This window comes from Roseimarinus sediminis, from assembly GCF_050433125.1.
GTDB classification, from domain to species: Bacteria; Bacteroidota; Bacteroidia; order Bacteroidales; family Prolixibacteraceae; genus Roseimarinus; species Roseimarinus sediminis.
Window position 1 is genome coordinate 106,303 of record NZ_JBNPXV010000010.1, and the last position, 22,754, is coordinate 129,056.

Below are 22,754 nucleotides of genomic sequence, written 5' to 3' on the forward strand. Positions count from 1 at the left end.
TCTGACAAGGAGTTAATGCCTGCAGCTTCCACTAGACAATAAAAATAAGGAAAAGAAGGCCCAGCACAATGCGGTAATAGCCAAAATGCTTAAAACCGTAATTTTCAACAATTTTAAGAAACACCTTTACCGCAAGCCAGGCACTAACAAAGGCAAAAAGCAATCCTACCAGCAGCATAATGATTTCCTCACGTGAAAAATCGATGGGTGTTTTTAGCAGGTCGTAACCCGAAGCAGCAAACATGGTAGGTACGGCCAGCAAAAAGGAAAACTCGGTGGCCTGCTTCTTATCGAGCCGGTTAAAAACTCCACCAATGATGGTGGCAGCAGCCCTTGAAGTACCTGGTACCATGGAAAGACATTGAATGAGTCCGATGAAAAATGCATTTTTGTATGGAATTTGTTCCAAACTGGCAATTTCGTTTTTCTTGTTCACCACCCTGCGATCGACCCAAATCAGTATTACACCGCCCACAATGAGCGAAACCGATACCACCACCGGGTTGAATAAATAAGCCTTGATGTATTCGTAGGCAAAAAAACCAACGATGGCTGTTGGAATAAAGGCAATGATCAGTTTCAGGTAAATATCGATTCCCTGTAAAAAGCGTTTAATGTACATCAGTGCTATGGCCATGATGGCGCCCAGCTGAATAACAATTTCGAAGGTTTTCACAAACTCATCCTCATGAATTTTCATGGCTGCTGTAGCCAGAATCATGTGGCCGGTCGATGAAATGGGTAAAAACTCGGTAAGTCCTTCAATAATGGCAATAATAATCGATTGAATTAAGCTCATGTTCGTGCATCAATTTTGGGCTAAAAAATAAAGATTCTTAAAGTAGCCGGTAAAAATAATGAACCGTCGGAAATAAAGGCCATTGTCGGGGAATTATTTTAAACACAGTTCGCTGTGTTGATGATGAATTAAGCAACCCGGCCTCAGACAAACACACATTCTAAGGCTCACATCCTGTTTCTTGTATGGTGCAAATGCCAAATATTTCAATTATTCTTGATTGGCCGGCTGCTTTTCTCAGTGTAAATCTCATAAGTCACACCTTCCCGATTACACCATTTAGGTTGTCCGAGCTCATCGGTTAAGAGGTAAAAAACGCCCGACATGCCTTCATTGGTGAAATCATGTCCAATGTAATTAAAGGTGTTGTCGTTGATTTTTAAACACGAGGTAAGGTCAACCCGACCATCGATATGATAAGTGCCAATGTGTTTCATTTCGCCTTCGCGGGTCAAATAAAGCGAGCTTACAATCTGATTTTCTGCGGAATAATTCAGCGACCAGGCCTGGTAATTCATGCTTTTTCCTTTGATGGCAATTAAAAAGTTGTTGTTGGTATTGACCACATCAATAAGTTCGGCATCGGTAAAAATTTCTTTCTCCCATTTCAATGAATCATTGAAAGTGTACAAGGCCACTTTTAACACGGGCAAATCTGTAAGTGAATCATTGAACGTGCTACGGGTAATCAGCAGGTATTGTTCATTGATTTCATCCACTTCAAGATGAAGCGGAAATGCATTCTTCTGTAATACTACATTTTTCTCTTCCTTCCCGTTCCAGTCATAAGCCGCCACAAAGGTCTCCTTTATCAATTGTGAATCGCCAGGTATTTCGGTCCATCCAACGACGTAACAGGTACTGTCGTCGAGAATTTTATGATCGAAAAGGAGACTGCTTCCCTGCACTTTGTCCCGCGGGCTTACCAGCCAGCGCCCCCTGTCCTGTTGATCGAAACCGGCCAAAAATGCTTTGCCTTTACCATTTTTGTCGATTTGAACGCCATGCAAATATTTCCAACGCTTATTAAAAACCTTGAAGCCAGTGGTTAAAGTGGTATCAATCATGGTTTGTGACGCTGTTGTACGTTGAATACCAAAAGGAATTAACTGATTTTGAAAGCTTACAACACGATCGCTGAAGAAGTATTTTTCACGATCGTGTTGAATGAATTTAACAAGATGCTCCAGATTGCTGTTCAGCAATTCATCGTTCCTGCTTTTTTCCAATACGCACCAGCGCATCAAGCCGTCCATGCCGCCGTATTGCTCGTTGAAAAAATGATTATAAAGGATGATTTTTTCGAAGCTGATATTTTGCCTCAGGAGCGCCAGCTCATCGTTCAGTGCTTTAACTTCTTCGGCCAAATCTTCATAATAACGCAGTTTGGCAATCAGGTAAAAGTTATCATGAAGGCTTGTATCGTTCACTTCCTGTTTTGTTGCAGCCAGCCACTCAATTTTTGAGTTTTTGTAATCGAACAGGTCATTGCAAATCGATGAATAATCGTATTTGCCGATCAGATTCTGAAAACGGGCTTCTGGCCGATAATAATCGATCTCATTCTCAAATGCAGTACGATGAATAAGCTGTTCGATTTGCTGATCCATTGCCTGATCCACATCAAATAATCCGTCACGAATGGTCTTTATGTCGGTATCCATCAGCTTCAAAAAATTTTCACCCCAGCTTTTGAAATCCCACAAATTAACAACTTCCTTTTCAAAGTCGGCTTCAGTAAGACCTTCAAGCCGGTAGGTTACGATGGGATGAATCTGGTAAGTATTTACCTTTAGCAAATGAGGAAGTTGACTACAGGCAGTTTTGTACGCATCAAAATACACAATGGAAGAATCAAAATCGGCTACCATATTGGCAAGCTGTTCCAATAAATCGTCGTCGGCCTTTAAAAAAAGATCCTTGTAATTGGGATATCGTTCAAGCACATTCCGGTAGAAATAAAGACAACTGTTGTATTTACTAACACAGCGGGTAAAATTAAGGTGCACACTTTCGGCATATCCAAAGTATTCATCAAGCTCTCCGAGCCGTCGGTTCACTTCGTTTACCACATCGTCCTTTTCAATCTTCTTATGATCTTCAGCCTTCGGAATAGTACCATAATAATCCCGATCGTTTCGCACCTGCCGATCGTCTATTTTGAAATTAACCAGTCCGTAGTAAATTTTAGCCTGTGAATAATAATTTTTCAGAATAGGATACATGAACAAGGGATTTGTTTCACGCAGGTACTCATTGTTAATTTCAGCCAGTTTGAAATAGACAATGGCATGATCGGGATTTTTTCCCTGATAATGAATCAGATTTTGCATGTTACTGAAGCGGTCGTTCACCGAAAAACTTTCATATAAATCATTGAATTTGTCCTGGGTGTATGCCGAATAAGCAAGCAACAGGCAGCTTGTAATGAGTAGTAATTTCTTCATCGTCGATCTATTTGAAATTATTCAGTAAGTCGTTTCTCAATAAAAAATATTTCGTCCTGTTCGTCCAGAATTTTCATTTCGACCCTGCGGTTAATGGCGCGGTTTTCGTCGGACGTATTGGGAACCAGGGGCACTGTTTCACCATAGCCTTTGGGTTGCAGCTTATGGCTTTCGATGCCGTTGATGATGAGGTATTCAACCACCGATTTGGCCCGTTTTTCGGCCAGTACATTATTATAACGCTCACTGCCCACATCGTCGGTATGTGCCATGATCTCGACATGGATGTCGGGATTGTCCTTTAGAAGCTGAATCACCCGAGCCAGTTCCTCAAAAGAACTTTCGAGCAGGTCGGCTGAATTGAATTCAAAATTGATGTTGTTTAACTGAATGGGGACTTTAATCTTAAGCGGACTAAGGGAAATTGTTTTTTGCTTCAAATCGCGATGGGCTGCCAAATCTATTAACTCGTGTTTAAAAGCAAACCCCCGGGGGCCTCTCACTTCAACATCATAAACTTCACCTTCGCGCAATACAAGCGAATACCTGCCGGCTTTGCCTTCAAGCGCTTCAGGTTGATACAGGCGCTTTCGTTCATCAAAAAGTTCGATGGAAGCTGAAAGCGGATCATTGGTTTCTTCATCGAGAACCAGTAATTCGAGTAGCCGCTTTTTGGGCTTAAGTTCAATGTCACGTATAAATTCATCGAATAAAACAAGGTCTGAAAGATTCAGCTGCAGCCGATTGCTTTCATAATGTTCCACATCAACCTGTAAAGTATATAATAAGCCAATGGGCAGGATGATCTCCTTTTTTCCTTTGTAAATTTCATGTATTTCAGCAGCTACATTCTTTCCGTTTGGGTCAAGAATGCTCAATTTTCCGTCGAGCGGCCATAGCTCTTCCTCATCATACATATTCAATGAGACTTTAACTTCGGGATACAAAGCGAAATCGAGACTACGATGTTCATGAGTCGCCATTTCGTCAAACAAATGGAACTTATGAGAAAAAGCTTCACCCCAAATGTGGTACATGTAGCTTTTGCCGGCATTGACCAGTGTCCACCACTGTCCACTTTTCGGGTCAGCATTGGCATAAAAAACAGTATCTCCTATTATCGGATCACTTACCAAGACCTTAGCCGCAATGGGCTCGCTGGTAACTGCATTGCTGACCTTCCCGCTGATTATAATGGTTTTATCCGGAATAAACCGTTCATCGAGCGGATAACGGTACAACTGACCCTTTGGATGTTTTCCATTGTCGCTTACAATATAATACAGAAAGCCATCGGCTTTGCAATACGAAGGGGCTGTTTCACTGTCCTTCGATGCCAGTGTATCGATTTTAACGGGCAGAAACCAATGAATTCCGGTCATGCTTTTCGTCCAGTAGAGCTTCCAGTTTTCCTTATTGTCTTCAACACGAGAATAAATCAGGGTGTGGTTGTCGTCGTATACCTTGGGCCAGGCGATGCCGCCGTTGTTAATTTCGGTATTGATTTTTTCGGGCTGTTTCCAGCGGGTATGATCGCTGTTTATTCCCGATTTCCAGATTGCGCCCGTTTGGTAGTCTTCAAGTTTTTTCATCACTTCTTCGCGGGTAAAAAACAACTCCCGCTGATTACCCGAGACAGACGGATAATTCTCATCGGCTGCGGTATTAACGGGAGCTCCCAGGTTAACCGGAGCCATTATTTCCCTGTTAATAATTTCGCATTGGTAAAGATCAAGACCACCTTTGGTATCGGGCAAATTGGCAGCAAAATAAAGCACTTTACCATCAAAACGGAACGAGGGACCACAGATTCTTGTATCCTCTCCGGTCAAATCGTTAATAACATTGACGCTGGAAGCCGGCCACCAGTTACTCCCGGTATCAGTGCGTTTTGTAACTTTTACCAGTCTTTTTTCTTTACGCGGCCAGTCAATAATCACCATTTGTAATCCATCGGGGCTAATGGCAAAATCAACCGGATTTTCAACTCCTCTTACAAGTATTTGCTCAAAATCGTATTTATATGCCTTAACAAGAAGTACGAAAAAGATCAGCAGGGGAAGCAGGATTGCTTTTTTCATTTATCTGTTTTTTTGATCATATTATCTATAACTGCTGGAAAAAGATTCATTTAAAAATTAGAAATGACAGCATAGAAAGTTTTAGACAATTTAAGGAACAATCCCATACGAGACAATATCATCATACACTTTATAGTAATAATCATTTACTGATTTTCAATGTTATTTAATACAGCTTAGCCCACTGAGGTATTCCTCCATTTAATCGGGAATGGTAAAGAAGAAGGTGCTGCCTTTCTTAGCTGATTTCTCATCGGGATCACTTTCGACCCATATGTTACCTCCGGCCAACTCAATCAACTCTTTAACAATACTTAAACCCAGGCCGGTTCCGCTAATGGCTCCCTTGTCGACATTCGATGCACGATAGAAACGCTCGAAAATTTTCTTCACTTCATTGGCGGGTATTCCAATGCCCGTATCGCGAACAAAAAACCTTAATTCATTTGCCTGCCTTTCGACGCCTATCGTAATGCTACCCTCGGGGGTGTATTTGAAGGCATTGAAAACAAGGTTGGTAATCACCTGTCGTAACTTTTCATAATCAGAATGAATGAGGATTTTACCATCACTTTTCGGGTCGATTTGCAGCATTGCTTTATCGGTAAACTCAGGCAGGTTAAACGATTGGACAATGTCACTGAAAAGCCTTTCGGCACTGAATTCACTTGGGTTATAGGTCAATAAGCGGGTTTGCAGCCGCGAATAAAGAACAATGTCGTCAATAATATGCACCAGTTGTTCCGAATTCCGGACGATGATTTCAGCATATTGCTTAATCAGCGCATTGTCATCTTCTTCGGGAAGTAAACTGGCAAAGCCCATGATGGAATTCATGGGAGTACGAATTTCGTGACTCAAATTGGCCAGGAAAGATGACTTCAGCCGATCACTTTCTTCGGCTTTTTCCTTTGCCTTAATCAGGTCCTGAATCATTTGCTTACGTTGCACCACAGTGCTTAATTCGTGGGCAACTATTTCAAGAAAACGGGCATGTCCTTTGTTGAAAGCATCTTTGTTGGTGTAGCTTTGTACCACCATTACACCAATTACTTGCTGGTTATCGACCAGTGGAACTCCCAGCCAGCATTTCACTTGTTCGCTAAGATATGCCAAACCGTTTTTCTTTCGAAATACACTGATTTCATTTTCAGTTAAAAGCAGTGTTTTTTTACTTCGCAATACTTCACCCGACAAGGTGTTACGCACATCCCATTCTTCGAGGCTTTGTTTCTCATTCACGTAAATGATTTTACGAAGGGAATTGCTGGCAGCTTTGTACATTGCCACATAGAAATTGGTGGTGTCAATCACCTTGCTTAATTCGTGCCGTACCACTCCAAGCATTTCTTCTATGGCATTGGCACTCATCGAGGTGCGGGCAATTTCATACAATATCTGATTCACCTCTTCGTCGTGTTTACGCTGGGAAATATCGATGAAAGTTACTACAGCTCCAATTATTTTTTTGTTGCGTACAATAGGATATGACCAGTATTCAACCGCAAAACTACTTCCGTTTTTTGACCAAAAAACTTCATCATCGGCATGTGTGCCGCTTTTGCTTTTGAAAGCTTTGTTAATACTACACTCGCTGATTGAATAGGATGATCCATCGGAGCGACTGTGGTGCATCAGCTCATGCATATTCTTACCAATCACTTCGTCTTCATTTTCATAGCCAAGCATTTTCAAAGCTGCCCTGTTGCAAAAAGTACAAATACCCTCGGTGTCGATACCATAAATGCCTTCGGCAGTTGAATTGAATAAAAGACGTATGGTTTCTTCACTTTCACGCAACTGCTGTTCCATTTGTTTGCGTTGGGTGATATCGCGGGCAATGCTCAAAATGGCTCTTTTCCCCTGATAAGTCACGATACTGGAGTATATTTCTACCGGAATTATCTGCCCTTCTTTTGTTTTATGGGTGGTTTCAAAAATCTGCAGCTGATCATCGGGCATTGTTTTGGCCAGTTCAACAATCATCTCTTTTTTCAAGGAAGCATCAATCCCGTACAAACCAATTTGCAGGAGTTCATCTTTTGTATAACCCATGGTTTGAATGGCTGTTTCATTCACATCGAGCAAATTGCCCTGAAAGTCGATCACCCACACGGTTTCGTTCATCCCGTTAATCAGCTCACGATAATTCTTCTCACTCTCTTTTAAAGCGGCTTCAGAGAGTTTGCGTTCGGTAATGTCTTCGGCATATAGAATTATCCCTCCTACCGTACCATCGGCTGCATACCAGGGACGACAATCCCATTGTTTCCACTCTATTGTTCCGTCGGGATGAATCAGTTCATCATTATTTCCACTTATTGTTTCTCCCTGCAAGGCACGTTGGTGGGCTTTTCTAAATTTTTCAGGCAGGTAAGGAAAAAGTTCGTAATGGTTCCTGCCAATAATGTTGGTATCGGCCGAAATATTAAAATCGTCAAGATAATGCTGACTAACAAATACATAATTCATATTCCGGTCGAAAACGGCCACCGAACCCCGGTTGTGCTCAATAATGTATTTCAACAAATTGTGTGAATGCTTCAGATCGGCTTCGGCTTGTTTTTGCCAGCTGATATCGGTACAAATTCCATAAAGGCCAATAACTTTCTTACTATCTGTTAAATCAAATATGGGTGTTTTAATTTCCCGATAATAAACGTTTTCACCATTCAAGTCTTTACCCTGCACCTCATTATCCGTATCAATTCCTTTCGAAATCACTTCCTTGTCAATATGCTGCAAGCGTGCGGCCAATTCGGGGGTGAAAAAATCATAATCAGTTTTCCCTATCAGCTCATTAGGATGGCATTTGAAAAATTCAAGTGTATGGTTGTTGGCATAGGTATAATGACCTTCGGTATCTTTCAGATAAACATAGGCATTAATTCTGTTGAGCGCATTCCGAAATATTTCATTCTGATTTTCAAAGGCATTCTTTATTTTCTCTGCATTATTTGTTAGCGCTTCTTCTGTTTCAGCCAGACTTTCAGTCTGGCTCTTCACGAGAAAATCATCGTCAATCGTAGTATTGGCTACCTCCTCCTGCCGTGTGGCCCCCTGATTTGCTTGATCAATCACTATTTTCTGATCTGTACTGCCTGCTTCCAGTTCCAATTTTTCGATTAGCACAACAAGAAGTTTAAGTGCTTGTTGCAATTCGTTAAGCTGATCATGCTTTTTCGACCATGTAGTTGGATAACTGATAAAGCCATGCACTTGACTTTTGCTCCTTAATTGGACTGCAGGTTCTTTTGATTCCGGTGCATTTTTGTGCCACTTAAAAGAAGCCTCAGGGAAAATGGCTGGCAATGCTTCAACAAAATGTTGCAAAAGCATTTCCTTATTCCTGATGTCGCTTAAGTCTGCAATGAGTGATAGCAATGTGGTACTTCCATGATTCATAGCACAATTTTTTTCTGCAAGAAGAACATCAATCGCTCCAGTTTGTTGATCGCCGATACAATCAACGATCAACAATTTAGTTTTTTTTCTTACAGAATACAAACAAGGTAAGGGCTCAGTTCAGTTTCCGCTCAACAAGGCCATTCCATACAAACTAATTGAAGCCATGGTGAAATTCAGGTTCGAAGAAAACGAGCTGAAAAAGTAATGACTATTACTCCGCTCGTTGTTTTGCTTTTGCCGAAGGTTTTAAGATCAAGCGCAGCGACTGGTCGAAAGTGATATAACTCCACAGCCAGTTAATAAAAATGATCAGCCGGTTTTTAACCCCGACGATCGACATTAAATGGACAAACATCCATACCATCCACGCTGGAAATCCGCTAAAACGAAAGCGGGGTAAATCCACCACTGCCCGGTTTCGGCCAATGGTAGCCATTGAGCCCCGATCGTGGTATTCAAACGGTTTTAGTGCTTTGTTTTTTTGAAGTGCAATCAGATTGTAAGCCAGCTGCCTTGCCTGTTGCAGCGCTACCTGCGCTACCTGAGGATGTCCGTGAGGATATTTTTCGGTTTCCATACAGGCAATATCACCAATGGCGTAAATATGTTCAAAACCATTCACCTGATTGAAACGATTCACATTGACCCGGTTTCCCCGGGCAAGGATGCTTTGAGAAAGACCATCGGGCATCTGTCCCTTAATACCGGCCGCCCAAACCAATGTTTCACTTTCGATTTTCCGGCCGTTTTCCAGCGTAAGCAACTCACCATTATAATCAGTTACCTTATGATTGGTCAGTACGCTGATTCCCATTTCTTCGAGATATCGTCTGGCTTTTTCACCCGATTCAGGATTCATCCCCTGCAACAGATGCGCCTGCGCTTCAATCAGCGTAATGTGCATTAAATCGAAGTTAATGTGAGGATAATCCTTGGGAAGCACAAATTTACGCATTTCAGCAAGTGCACCGCAAATCTCAACGCCCGTAGGACCGCCCCCAACCACCACCACATTCATGATTTTCCGAAGTTTGGCTTCATTTGAAATGGTTACGGCCTTTTCAAAATTCAAAAGCAGGGTATTTCGCAAATACACCGCTTCGGCTGTCGATTTCATTGGAATCGTAAATTTTTCAAAACTGTCCATCCCAAAATAGTTGGTTGTGGCTCCGGTTGATAATACCAGATAATCGTACTTCAGTTTGCCCAGACTGGTTTTGACTTTTTTCCTTTCAGGAATCACTTCTTCCACCTTGGCAATTCGAACATGGATATTTTTTTCCTTCTGAAATATTTTACGCAAAGGAAAGGAGATGGCACTGGGTTCAAGCCCTGATGTAGCCACCTGATAAAGCAGCGGTTGAAACTGATGATAATTGTTCTGATCGATCAAAACAATCTGAAAACCTTTATTCAGTAATTTTCGTGCAAGTTTGAGCCCGGCAAATCCTGCTCCTACAATAACAACCCGGGGCTCTTCGGTACGCGGTATGTTGATAGCCATCGTGCGTTTTTAGGAGACAACAAGTTGCTTCAACGAATGTTTTACCTCCCGGATTACTTTCATACATTTTTTTCAGTACAAATTCTCCCTCGAAAAAGCATCGTGTTCAAACAATGATAGCCCGACAAAAATTTTCGATGCAGCTTACTGTTTGTATTCCACTTCGTGCTTTAAAAACCTGAATTGTTCATCGATGATGGATGATGAAGGCAGGAGCCAGGCTTTACGCCATTGTACCGGCTGGTATTCGGGATGACTGTTGTATCGGCTGCGCTGCTCCATTTCGTTGGCATCGCGTTCAATTAATCGTGGCCATTCCCCCTTGCTTTCATGCCATACGGCCTCACGGATGATCGAGGCACTGTTTCCGTTTTGTTTAAAATTCACTTCACTGCGTGCATAGGCCGGAAGCCACCTTGCGTCCTTGAAGTTCCAATACATTTCGTTGCGCTCATGCCTTAACTCAAAGGTCTGCTGATCGCCTCCCGAAGCCAGAAACTCATCGGGCATCAGGTACCTGTAGCCTTTCGGACTAATACGCCACTGCATCCATACAGGCCCTCTGGTTTCGGCATCGATGTACATTTCGCCGGTGTAAAGTGCCCAGGGAGCCGACTCCAGCTGATCGAAAACCAGGTGATAAACCTTGCGACCATTCCATTCCAACAAGCCCTTCGCTTTAAACTGATAGTGCTTTAGCATGTTCCAGGTGAGAAATGATTTGGCCGAATAAAAAGGATCGAAAAGAGGAAGTACATCTCCTGAACGATTTTGTGGGGTAAACTTGATGTGGTCGGTAAATCCGGATGAGCGATAACACCGCCCATTGAGCAGGTGCGTGCTTACTTTTTCACTGCTGTTTGCCAGCGAAGGCCATTGTTGCACCCATTCAAAATCGGTGAGCTGATGCAATTCCTTGTTAAATAATAGCATTTCCCGGTAGGCTCCTTCGTACAGATGATGCTGTGATGAAAGGTTTTCTCCGGCTTTCTTCAGCACTTCTTTCATTAGTTCAAGTGCATTGATTTCAACAGTTTCGTCAACTATTTTCTTTAATCGAAGTGCTTCTTTTTCAGCCTCGCCCACCCTTACTGCCAGCTCCTGATATCCTGCACACAAAAGCAGTAACTGGTCATCATCGTTAAATATAAGGGAATCAAGGTCGAACCAGCCACCAGCCGAACTTATTGTTTGCCACGAGTGTTTTTCGCTTCGAATAAGCACCGAGGCAGCCGGGTTGCCATCGGGAAGCAATACCCTGTAAGGTTTACTACCTGACGCTGAATCGGCCTGTTTCCTTGCTTCCAAATCGGACTGGGCCCTGTCGCGGTTGAATATGGCTTTTTCGCGCTCATAGATTAATGCACCCGGAACTCCGCTTTCGGAAATACCATTGATTTCAATCCGATAACGGTCTGAAACATCGGAGGTATAAAAACTCAGCTGTGCTTTTCCCGTAGAATCGCTCTGAACCCGGGGAAACCAGGCAAGTGTAGAACGAAGATCGAAAAGAATGCTGTCGGCATCGCTGCCTGCATAATTGGGATGGTAAAACTCCTTTACACGCGAAAAGCCCTGCAAGTTTAGCTTTACCATTCCCTTGTATTTTTCTTTTCCGAAAATCCCCTGCCCATCGTTGGTATAAACCGACAAGACAGCAAGCGGAGCCGAATACAGATCGGAAAACGCTTCGAGACCGGCAAGATCTTCAAATACCGACACTTCAACGTCTTCCTGCATTTCATACTCATGAAATTCGGCATCGGCATGCAGCGAGGAAGTTTTTTTGCCCATGTCAGGAAAAATAAGATCGACCGAGGCAACGCGCCCGGGATCGATGGAAATCAGATCGTCGACCTGATAAATACTGAACATTCGCGAAAGCACTCCTTCAGGATCACTGGCTCCCACCAACTCTCCGTCGACAAACACAAAGAAGCGATGCCTTGCTTCATTTTTCAGGCGAAATAGTATGCTTGAGCTTTCGTTGACAATCAGCGATGAAGCTTTGCTTTGGGTTGGCATGCTTAACGAAGGAGGTGCGGCTTGCATTTTGTTCATTCCTATTGAGGTGGGTCTCACCTGAATGTCAAGTCCGGGAAAGGCATTAGCCAGTACAGTCATCAGTCCAAAATGCCAGGGCTTTTGCTGCACCAGGTCGCTAATTTGCCGCCGTCCGACCGATTGCTCCGGCGAGCCGTATTTTCGGGTGATGGAAGCTTTGGCATTGCGTTTTTTTTCACCTTCCACCTGAACTTCGCCAATGGCATAATCGGTAGTTATCACGAAGGTGTCGCTTTCGATGGCGCGGCTTAGTTCCCGACTCAGTTCATCTGCTTCGAACAGTTGCTGCTTTGTTCTGATCCTGCCTGTATCTGCCTGTACCTGGTGCCAATCGCTCAACCATGAGTAATCGGCCGGTTTTGAATGGATGTTGCTTTTCAAATCAAGCCCAAAATCCTTGTTGTTTTTTAGTCGGTTTTTGGTTTGAACCACGGCACTCAGGGTATCGTTAAAATCGTTCAGAAGGAAAATAAAACGTCCTTCATCATCGGCTTTTTCTGTGAACAGCTGCATCGCAGTACCACTGGTCATCATGGTCACTTCGATGCCCGGCTTTACCTTGTTGTTTCGCATGTTCGACATCACCTGCCCTTCAATATAAATTCCGGATTCGACAAAATACTCAGGAAGTGCGATGGTGTCGGCCAGAATTTGATGCCAGTCATAGCGCCGCCAACCGTTGGTGAGCATCAGTAATTCATTTTTAAAACGGGCACTGCCTGTATTATCCAATAAGCCATTGGCATCGGGTATGGCTTGTCCCAGGTCGGAAAACAAAGCCAGGTAGTTCACCAGGTCGTGATGCTGATAAAGCGATGATGGAATTCGTCCGGCATCGTTTACCGATACTGAAAAATCACCCTTAACAGCCTGACCATCACTTGTAGTAAACACCAATTCGAGCTCAAGTAACTCACGCGGTGCTTTGGGTTCATTCAGCTCACGTACTGAAATGTTCAACTGGTCCTGATTGTCGATCATAACGAGTCGTTCGCTTCGGGGCATTTTATTGGCATCGAAAAGGGTGAAATGTACAATGCCGGTTTTGAAGTCTGCTTTATCGAAGCTCAGACTTACCGGCTCATCTGCTTTCAACTTTAATTTGACAGCATGTTTGGCTATGCCATGTTGCATGCAAAGCAAGAAAGCGTCCGACTCGCCCGGGGTTTCCGCTTTCAGTACGATGTTCACCTGAAGCTGATCACGATGTGCATGATTCACCACCGATAAGTTCATTCCAAGCTTTGCTGCCCCTGGTAATGGAAAGCGTTGCACTGCTCCCCGCCGGTTTTCAATCTGAGCATAATAGTGTTTGCCGGCCTGTGGTGTAAGCATAAAAAATCCTTTGCCATTCCACATTGCGTTGATGGCAGCCACCACTTCCCCCATTTCATCGAAAACCATTCCACCAGCCTTGACTGCACGGCCAGATTCATCGCGCAGTTCAAAAGCCACTTTGGAGTTGATGCCTTCGAGCAAATGTCCCCCTTCGGGATAAAATTGCATGGAATATCCTGGCTCAACGGCATTAGCCGCCTCATCTGCGATAGGCTGCTGCTTGCTCGTACTGTCTGCCACAAGCGAATCATAAACCGGTGAAGCCGTTCTTCCTGCTTTGTTAATCTGAATTTGTTTTCTGAAATAGAGCGCACTTCCGGCATTGCGTTGCCAGTTGGTATAAGCCTGTAAAAAACAGCTTCCTCCCTGCATTGATTCCGGGAGTTCCAACTGCCCTTCGGCTATTCCGTCGTTTATTTTGAAAATTTGCTTTTGAAGCAGGACGCCATCGGGCGCCAATAATTCAATATACAGAACACATTCGCTTTTATTGAGTCGTTGTGTTGCTGCACTGAGCACAAAGGCACTGAACCAGATGGTTTCACCAGCTACATAAGCCGGCCGATCGGTTTGTACAAACACTTTTTCCTGCCGGTGAATGGCCGTGTAAACCGCTGCTTTCTGAAGAATATCTTCTTCCCACGACTGTGAGCTTACCGTGAGCGGAAAACCGAACAACAGCATAGCCAGCAAAATGCAAATCCTGCCGGCAACAAAAGCAGCACCTTGAAGCATATATTTATTATTTAAGCTATTGGTAAAATAGCCGGTTTGCACGCTACATCAGCGGTTTATCGCTTTTAAAGTCGAAAAACGTTTTTCGCATTAAGTCGGCAAGGTTCAACTCGTACTGAATGTAAGCCGAAAGATGCGAAATATAGGCAGAATTCAAACGCTCCCGCTCAAGAGCAAGGTCCTGACTGTCGATGTCGCCATCGGAAAAACGCATACGGGTAATCTCAAAACTTTTTTCAGCCACATCGACATTCTTTTCCAAAAGCTGAAGACGTTTCAGGCTGCTGTTCAAGCCGGCTACCAGATTTTTCACTTCGGTTTCGATGTTTCGGGTCGTCTGTTCCTTGTCGTACAGGTTTTTTTGCAGGCGGGCTTCGGCTGCCTGTACCAGGGCTTTGTTTTCCCCCCAGTCGATGATGGGAATGTTGATGGAAATTCCTACGCCAAAGTTACCAGGACGCTCCTGAAAATCGGTAAAAGAATTGTCAAACGAAGCGCCCAGTTCATCGCTCATAGGGGAATCGTGCACCCCAATTTTTTCATAATAGGCATTCAGATTTCCGCTAATCATTCCCTGGGCCTTTTGTCTTTTCAGATTTAACTGATTCAGCTCAATGGCAATTTCCTGTTCTCTTATTTCGGTTCTGTTTTGAAGCGCGAGAGCAACTGCATGATCGGCATCGACCACAATGAGCTGGTAGGCCATGTCGTTAGAAATGATGACCGTGTCGTTTAAGCCAATGCCAATCAATTGCTTGAATTCGTTTTCGGCTGACGAACGATCGATGATCGACAAATCATAGTTATTGCGGGCTGCAGCCAGGTCCACCTCCATCTGCAGGGCATCGACCTCGCGGATGAGCCCGGCATCAAATTTATTCTTGGCAATTTGATAAGCCTCCTGCTGCCTTTCGAGGTTCAGGCGGGCAATTTCTTCACGTTTTTGCACCGAAAGCAAACGATAAAAGGCATTACTTACATAATAAACCAGATTTAATTCTTCTCTTTTTAAACGTTTTTGCGACTGCTCGTAGGCCAACTCGGCTGTTTTGAATGCCGATTTTATATTATTATAGCCATACAAGGCATCGATGGGCTGAGTAAAACCCAGTCGGGTATTCATGCGCAACCAGCGCTTGCTGTCGTTGTAATCGTCGGTTGAACTCAGTCCCGAACTGATGTAGATATTACCATCGGTGGGCAGCGGCTGGTTGATGGTCAACTCACTGCTGAGCAGGCTTTGCCGGATGGGATAAAAGGTAATACCGGTACTGTCTTCGAACTGTCGCACCGTTTCGGTATAATTGGGCATATTCAGATCCAGATCGACATGGGTTTTAAAACGGCTGGTAGTCGATTTCAGATTGTATTCTGCGATTTTCAGATCCTGCTTCAAACTGAGCATATCGAAACTTTTCATTTTTGCGATGGCGATGCTTTGATCGAGATCGAGACGATGCGTTTCGGCTTTCAGTTGCTCAAAAAACAAGCTAAGGAAAATCAGGCTGGCAAGTATCGTTGATGTTTTCATGTTCAATATCAATAGAATTTATCGGCTTTATTTCTGGTTGGGTTCATCGCTAAAAATCAAACCGTCTTTCAGGAAGATGGTCCGATGGGCATATTCGGCAATTTCCTTCTCATGGGTAATGAGGATGATGGTATTTCCTTCGGCATGTAATTCGTCGAAGAGTTCCATGATTTCCTCTCCTGTTTTTGAATCGAGGGCTCCTGTAGGCTCGTCGGCCAGCAGAATGCCAGGATTTGAAACCAGGGCACGGGCAATGGCCACACGTTGTCGCTGGCCGCCACTTAATTCAACAGGTTTGTGTTCCATACGCTGGGCAAGCCCCACCCTTTCGAGCGCGCTCACTGCCCGGTCGCGTCGTTCCTGTTTGGGAACGCCGGCATACATCAGCGGCAATTCCACATTGTGCAGCGAACTCATCCGGGGCAACAGGTTAAACGACTGGAAGATGAATCCTATTTCGCGGTTGCGCATAGCCGAGAGCTCATCGTCGCCCAGACTGCTCACATCGACCTGATTGAAAAGATAGGCGCCCGAACTGGGCGTATCGAGACAGCCAAGAATGTTCATCAGTGTTGATTTTCCCGAACCTGAGGGTCCCATGATGGCCACATATTCATTTTTACGAATGGACAGATTAATGCTTTTCAGGGCAGGAACTTCAATCTCTCCCATTACATAATTTTTCTGCAAATTTTTTATTTCGATCAACATAATTTTCTGCTCAATTTATTCGTAACGAATCGATTCGATAGGCTTCAGATTAGCAGCATTTTTTGCTGGCAAATAACCAAAGCTGATTCCAACAAGTACCGAAAAACCAAAGGCCACAATGACCGAATAGATGCGGATAAAGGTGGTAACATCGGTAAACAGGGTGATGCCCAGCGAGAGCATTACCCCGAGTACCACGCCGATAATACCTCCGGTAATGCTGATGGCTACGGCTTCGGTCACAAACTGACTCATGATGTCGGACTTTCGTGCGCCAATGGCACGCCGGATACCAATTTCGCGGGTACGCTCCATGACGGTTGCCAGCATGATGTTCATAATTCCAATTCCACCCACAATGAGCGAAATGGCTGCAATGGCGCCCAGAAGAATATTATAAATCCGCCTTTCCTTTTCTTCCTGTTTCAGCAATTCATAGGGAATCACAATGGAATAATCGTCGTTGTTATAATGATGACGGTTCACGATTTCTTCGACCAGCTTTGCAGCTGCCATGAGTCTTTCGGAACTCTCAATTTTAATGGTGATCTGTTTTAGTTCACTGGCCAGGGCACTTGCCGGCTCAAAACGCTTATGAAAGGTAGTGAGGGGCACATACACATCGTTGTTCAGATCGCGTGAGGCCAGCTCGCCAACGGTTTCGGTAAAGAGGGCTTTCGACTTCATCACCCCGACCACTTCAAGCCACTGGTCGTCGATTTTGACCATTTGTCCCAGTGGTTCCCGGCCCTGAAAGAGGGTTCGGGCTATGCCGGCACCCAACACACAAACCTTCATTCCCCGGTTGTAGTGCTGATCGTCGATAAAACTTCCAAGCGACGTTTCATAGTTCAGGATTTCGATAAATTCGGGCGTAATTCCTATGAGTGTCGAATTCGATGATTTGTCGGCAAATTTCACTTCAGACTGCTTTTCAGCTTGCGGGGCTACTTTTTCAACTCCCGGAACAATTTCGCCAATGGCATTGGCATCGCTCATTGAAAGCCCCTGAGAAAATTTGGCCCGTACTTCTTCCAGCTCCTGACTGCTCAGATTCTTTTCGCGTACAATGATGTTATTAACGCCCAGGTCCTGATATTTGGCAATGGCTTCACGTTTGGCTCCCTCGCCAATCGACAGCATGGCAATTACCGAGGCCACACCGAATATAATCCCGAGCATGGTAAGAAAGGACCTGAATTTATGTTCGATCAGCCCGCGCAGGGCAACCCGTATGTTTTCTTCAAACTGCATATTATTTTTCCTGTTTTTCGGCGGTTTGACTTATTGGCACCAAACGCTGCCCCTTTTCGATATTGCCTTCAACCACCACGTGGGTATTGTTCGAAGGGCCTGTTTTAACCTGTAGTTTGAGGTTCGAACCGGGCTTATTAAGATAGACATAGCTTTTCCCATCTACTGTTTCGACACAGTTAAGCGGTACACTGAGGGCCTGGTCGAGCCGGGCACAAATAAACTCACAGCTAACAGTCATTCCGGGCTTTAGTCGTTCATCCGACACCTTGAGTGTTACTTCCACATCGAACACTTTTTGCCTGGCTCCCCATTCGATGGGGCGGCAAAGTCTGCTCACCTGGGTCACCTCGCCCTGAAAGGTCAAATCGGGTAAAGCATCGAGACGAACCTCCACATCCTGTCCTTTAAAAACTTTCAGAAAATCAGCTTCATCAACTACCGTGTTCACTTTCATCCAGGTTAAATCGGGTACATCGCCCAGGCGGTTTCCCATCCGAACTTCATCACCCAGCTGAAGCATTTCGCGTGAACGACGCTTGGTGGCAATCTGAAAAATTCCTGAAATAGGTGTATGAACAGTTAATGTAGGCAGTATTTCGTAAGCATCGGCGATTTGCGTTTCAATGCGCTTCACCCTTATTTGTTGGATTTGCAACTGATTTTTAGCAATGATCTCGCTGTAATGGGCACTTTTTTGGGCTTTTTCAAGCCTGATTTTTGCCTGCTCAAATTCGAGTTCCTTCACCTTTTTCACCTTGTCAGATTCGAACCTGTATTGTTCCATTCCCAGCTGCTTAAGATCGAAAGCCGCCTGTTCGCTTCTTAGTGTTGAACGGATGTCGCTCCGGCGATTCTCAATTTCAACCGTTGTTTTTTCGAGATTGGCCCGTTGGGTTTCAAGATTGGTTTCCCGGTCGATAATAAATTTCTTTATTTCCGAAGGATCAAACTGGATGAGCGAGTCACCGGCTTTAACGGCCGTTCCATGTTCGAGCAGACCAATAATCTTCATCTCGTACCAGTAACGTCCAAAGCGTGGCATGACAAAGGTTTTTGCATTCACTGCGGCCAGTTCTCCCGTTTCGGTAATGGTTTGCTGAAATGGTCCCTGCACCACCACCGGCCCGCGTTCTTCGCTTGTGCTGCACGATACAAGCACTATCAGAAGCAGAAGCAGATATACGATCGGTGTTCTTCTAAACATCGCTTTCCTCCTTTTGATTCTCTTCATTTTCGCTTTCTTCGGCAAACGGATTCACCAGGGCAACCTTTTGTCCTTCCTTCAAACCGCTTTTTATCATTACAAAATCGGTATTGCTTGCTCCGGTTTCAATCTCTTTCCGTTCAAAACCGGTAGTTGTTTTAAGGTAAACAAAACTGTTGCCGGCTTCGGTAAATACGGCATCGACCGGTACATGAATCACATCATCGATTTCGTCGACGATCACACGACAACTTACGGTGAGCCCGGGTAAAAGGTTTTTATTGTTTGAATTAATCAGTATTTCAACCGGAAACACTTTAATTTTTGAATTACGCTCCTTGTTAACTGCCAGATTGGCCACCATGATCACTTCACCACTAAATACACTATCGGAAAAGGCATCGGGTTTTATTTCGGCACGAAGCCCTTTCGTCACCTTTGAAATATCGACTTCGTTAATCTGTATGCTTGCTTTCAGCTCACTCAAATCGGGCAGTTCGATGAGCGGATAACCACTCCAGCACTGATCACCTTCCTGGAATTTATTGCCACTGCTCCAGTTATGGTTGATAATGGCAATACCCGGCGAAGGAGAAACCAGAAATAAATTGGCCAGCGTTTCCCTTGCATCGCGCAGGCGACCTTCGGACTGTGAAATATCGAGCAGCTTTTGTTTCAGTTCTTCTTCCTGAATCTTTTTGCGATTTTCGAGTTGTTCATGGGCGCGGTCAAGTGCAATGTTAGCCCTTTCGAGGTTCAGTTCGATTTCTTTCTTGCGAATATCGGCTTCATAGTTGGCCGATTCGAACTCGATGCGCGAAATTTCCTGTGAAATCCGGGTTATTTCCAAATCGGCTTTCAGCTCTTCGATAGTCGATTGCTGTTGCGCCTTGAGTTGTTCCAGTTCTGCCATTTTAATTTCCAACTCGGCTTCGGAGTCAACAATGGCTTTCTGCACTTCCGAGGGGTCGAAAATCACCACGGTATCGCCAGCAGCCACTTCGCTTCCGTCTTCTACCAGCCGGGTAATTTTCAGCATTCCGTAGCGCCACGATATGTTGGGCGAATTGATATCGACCGAGCGGGTCGCCTCAATTTCTCCTTCTTCGTACAAATCGATATAAAAAGTACCTCTGCTAACTTCGGCCAAAGGAACCTGGGCTTTATCAGCGTTATTGCAACTCCATAAAAAGGTTATCAACAATAGGTAGATCAACTGCCTCATTCGTTTTCGTTTTTATTATTTAAGCCTTACTGTTTCTGTTATCTCCTGTTCCGAGGGATGGGTAAGCGCCAACACTTCGTTGAATTTCAAACCATCGAGTATGACCACCTCGGTAGCCGACTCGATGCCTTTTGTTACCTGCCTCCGTTCGTATCCTTTTTTCACTTTCACATAAACCACCGAAATGGAATCGAAAGCAAAAAGTGACACCTGTGGTATCACCACGCTATTTTCCTGTAAATCGAAAGTTATTTTGGCATTGGCCGAAATGCCCACTTCGGGTAAGGTTTGAAAACTGTCGATGCTGGCAGTGATATCAAAAACCTTAACGTTCGAGCTTCCTTGTATCGTTTGCCCGATTGGGGCTTTCTTTTCTATGTTACCCCAGGCCCGGTTGCCAGGCATGGCATCGAAAGTATATTCAATGGTATCCCCTACCTCAATTTGCTTAAATACCGACTCGGAAACCTGCATGAGTACATTTACTTTTTCAACATCCGGAATTTCAACCAGGGTCATACCATTCCATACCTCATCTCCCTCCTTCACCTTCTCATTACCGCGGCGATGTTCGGCCCGAATGGCAACACCATCAAGCGGAGCAATCATTACCAGTTCGGAAAGCAGTTTTTTAAATTCAGCCACCTGCATCTCGTCCTGCTCAATCCTGATCTTGAGTTTTCGCAATTCCGACTGGTTGATGATTTCGAGATAATGTAACTTTTTCTGTAGTTTTTCTTTTTCAACAGCAGCCCGCTCCAGCTCTAATTCCTTGATACGTCGCTGCTGCGTAGTGAGATATTGTAATTGAGCCGAATCGAGATTGGTAATCGATGTTTGTGCTTCGTTGCTTTCAACCTGGGCCTCGAGCAATGCAAAATTCATTTCAAGGTCGGCTACCCCTTTGGCATATTGTGCTTTTGACTGCTCCAGGCGCCTAAGCATCTCTTCATAGCGGTTTTCAAGTTCCCGGTTTTCAATAACACAAACGGTATCACCCTGTTTTACCCTGCTGCCATCTTCAATAATGAAAACCACGGTACCACTGAGTTGCTGCGGACAGTTAATCAACGAGGTACTGATGGCATTCACCTGGCCTTCGGCCACATAATGACTACTAAAGGTAGCCGGACTGCTAACAAAATGAAGTGCCGATTCGCCTCCCTTATTCTGGCAGGCAGTAAAAAGGAAAAGGATGAATAAAAAAAGAAGATGGTAGCTATTATTTAATTTCATTCTGTTGTTTTAGCTTAAGGCATCCATTTATTTAACAATAAATATGCCAAAGACTGTTCATTAACTGATAAACCTTCAACATTGACGCACAAAACGCCTGATGGTTTAAAAAAGCAGTATTATTTTGTGTAGTCGTTTAAGATATGCAAATCACGCTGAGGAAAAGGAATGGTGATGTTATTCTCTCTGAACTTCTGATCGATGGCAAAACGAAGCTTACTTCTTGTATTTTCAACATAGAATGAATTATTAGTCCAGAAAAAAAGCCTGAAATCGAGCGATGACTCTCCAAAATCTTCAAAGCGAACAAAAGGAGGTGGTGTCTTTTCGATTTCATCACATTCGCTGGCGCAATCGAGAAGGAGTTTTTCAACCAGCCGTACGTCGGAACCATAGGCAACACCCACCGGAACGTTGAAGCGGCTTTTTTCATCGAGATGGCTCCAGTTGATCACATTATCGGTTGTGAGTTTCGAGTTAGGTATTATAAGAATAATGTTGTCGCGATTCAGTACCTTGGTAGTTCTGACACCAATGTCCTTCACCTGTCCAACCACTTCACCAACCTGCACCACATCGTTTACCTTAATTGAGCCATCGAAAAGAATAATGACACCAGAGAAAAAATCATTGAAAATGTGTTGTAAACCAAAACCAACACCCACCAACAAGGCCGAAAGGGAAGCGATAAAGAAGGTCAGTTTCAGCCCCAGGGCGCCAATGGCAATCAGTATTCCAAAGATCCAGATCAGGTATTTGGTGATTTGCAGAATCGATTTTCCTTTTCCGACATCGAGATTTTCACGGCTTATTTTTTGGTTCATCAGGTAATCGACAATCAAAACGATCATTCTGATGACAAATAAAATAACCACAAAAATGAAAATCTTTTGTACGGTTAGTATCAATTTCTCACCCTTAAAAATAACATAAGAAAAGAAGTCGCCGGTATTCACATTTTCAAGACGAAGGAGAACAATAATACCAATGATCCAGATAAGATAGCTCAATGAGCGGGAGATGATGCGTTTCAGCCGATGGTTCATCTGGCTGTACCACTGGTTTCGCTTCATCAAACGTCGCAGCAGAATATTTACTAAACCAATGACAAAGATTCCCAGCACGAGGATGACCGTTTGCCCCAGGGTGAGTCTGAAATCGGTCATTTGTATCAGGTTACTGTTCCATAATTGTAGCAATCTTTCCATTTATTC

Annotated in this window: 13 protein-coding genes; all 13 read right to left on the reverse strand. The window is 44.1% G+C overall.

What is annotated here, in order from left to right:
* Nucleotides 1-31 precede the first annotated feature (31 nt).
* The 13 genes from FHS86_RS13725 to FHS86_RS13785 all read right to left on the reverse strand — a co-directional run bounded on the left by FHS86_RS13725 (nucleotide 32) and on the right by FHS86_RS13785 (nucleotide 22,748).
* Nucleotides 32-799: an undecaprenyl-diphosphate phosphatase gene (locus FHS86_RS13725; protein WP_429414701.1), complete on the reverse strand. Its 768-nt coding sequence runs from the start codon at nucleotides 797-799 to the stop codon at nucleotides 32-34.
* A gap of 206 nt (nucleotides 800-1,005) precedes the next feature.
* A complete protein-coding gene (locus tag FHS86_RS13730; protein ID WP_429414704.1) occupies nucleotides 1,006-3,246 on the reverse strand; it encodes a hypothetical protein in 2,241 nt (746 codons plus the stop codon).
* Nucleotides 3,247-3,263: 17 nt separating this feature from the next.
* The gene (locus tag FHS86_RS13735) at nucleotides 3,264-5,327 is read right to left on the reverse strand and encodes an OmpA family protein (protein ID WP_429414707.1); all 2,064 of its coding nucleotides are present in this window, start codon (nucleotides 5,325-5,327) and stop codon (nucleotides 3,264-3,266) included.
* Nucleotides 5,328-5,528: 201 nt separating this feature from the next.
* Nucleotides 5,529-8,732: a PAS domain S-box protein gene (locus FHS86_RS13740; protein ID WP_429414710.1), complete on the reverse strand. Its 3,204-nt coding sequence runs from the start codon at nucleotides 8,730-8,732 to the stop codon at nucleotides 5,529-5,531.
* Nucleotides 8,733-8,946: 214 nt separating this feature from the next.
* On the reverse strand, nucleotides 8,947-10,239 hold the full coding sequence (locus tag FHS86_RS13745) for an NAD(P)/FAD-dependent oxidoreductase (RefSeq protein WP_429414713.1): 1,293 nt from the start codon (nucleotides 10,237-10,239) through the stop codon (nucleotides 8,947-8,949).
* A gap of 144 nt (nucleotides 10,240-10,383) precedes the next feature.
* Nucleotides 10,384-14,376: an MG2 domain-containing protein gene (locus tag FHS86_RS13750; RefSeq protein ID WP_429414716.1), complete on the reverse strand. Its 3,993-nt coding sequence runs from the start codon at nucleotides 14,374-14,376 to the stop codon at nucleotides 10,384-10,386.
* 43 nt (nucleotides 14,377-14,419) lie between these two features.
* Entirely contained in the window at nucleotides 14,420-15,907 is a 1,488-nt protein-coding gene (locus FHS86_RS13755) for a TolC family protein (RefSeq protein ID WP_429414719.1), read from the reverse strand.
* A 27-nt stretch (nucleotides 15,908-15,934) separates the two neighbouring features.
* The gene (locus tag FHS86_RS13760) at nucleotides 15,935-16,618 is read right to left on the reverse strand and encodes an ABC transporter ATP-binding protein (protein ID WP_429414722.1); all 684 of its coding nucleotides are present in this window, start codon (nucleotides 16,616-16,618) and stop codon (nucleotides 15,935-15,937) included.
* Nucleotides 16,619-16,633: 15 nt separating this feature from the next.
* The gene (locus FHS86_RS13765) at nucleotides 16,634-17,872 is read right to left on the reverse strand and encodes an ABC transporter permease (RefSeq protein ID WP_429414725.1); all 1,239 of its coding nucleotides are present in this window, start codon (nucleotides 17,870-17,872) and stop codon (nucleotides 16,634-16,636) included.
* Between the two features lies 1 nt (nucleotide 17,873).
* Nucleotides 17,874-19,079 (reverse strand): efflux RND transporter periplasmic adaptor subunit, encoded by a 1,206-nt coding sequence (locus tag FHS86_RS13770; protein ID WP_429414727.1) that lies wholly within the window; start codon nucleotides 19,077-19,079, stop codon nucleotides 17,874-17,876.
* Complete coding sequence (locus FHS86_RS13775) at nucleotides 19,072-20,304, reverse strand: efflux RND transporter periplasmic adaptor subunit (protein WP_429414730.1); 1,233 nt, start codon at nucleotides 20,302-20,304, stop codon at nucleotides 19,072-19,074. Before FHS86_RS13775 ends, FHS86_RS13770 begins: the two co-directional genes overlap by 8 nt.
* Nucleotides 20,305-20,319: 15 nt before the next feature.
* Nucleotides 20,320-21,540, reverse strand: coding sequence for an efflux RND transporter periplasmic adaptor subunit (locus tag FHS86_RS13780; protein ID WP_429414732.1), 1,221 nt, complete (start codon nucleotides 21,538-21,540; stop codon nucleotides 20,320-20,322).
* 119 nt (nucleotides 21,541-21,659) lie between these two features.
* Entirely contained in the window at nucleotides 21,660-22,748 is a 1,089-nt protein-coding gene (locus FHS86_RS13785) for a mechanosensitive ion channel family protein (protein ID WP_429414735.1), read from the reverse strand.
* Nucleotides 22,749-22,754: the final 6 nt, after the last annotated feature.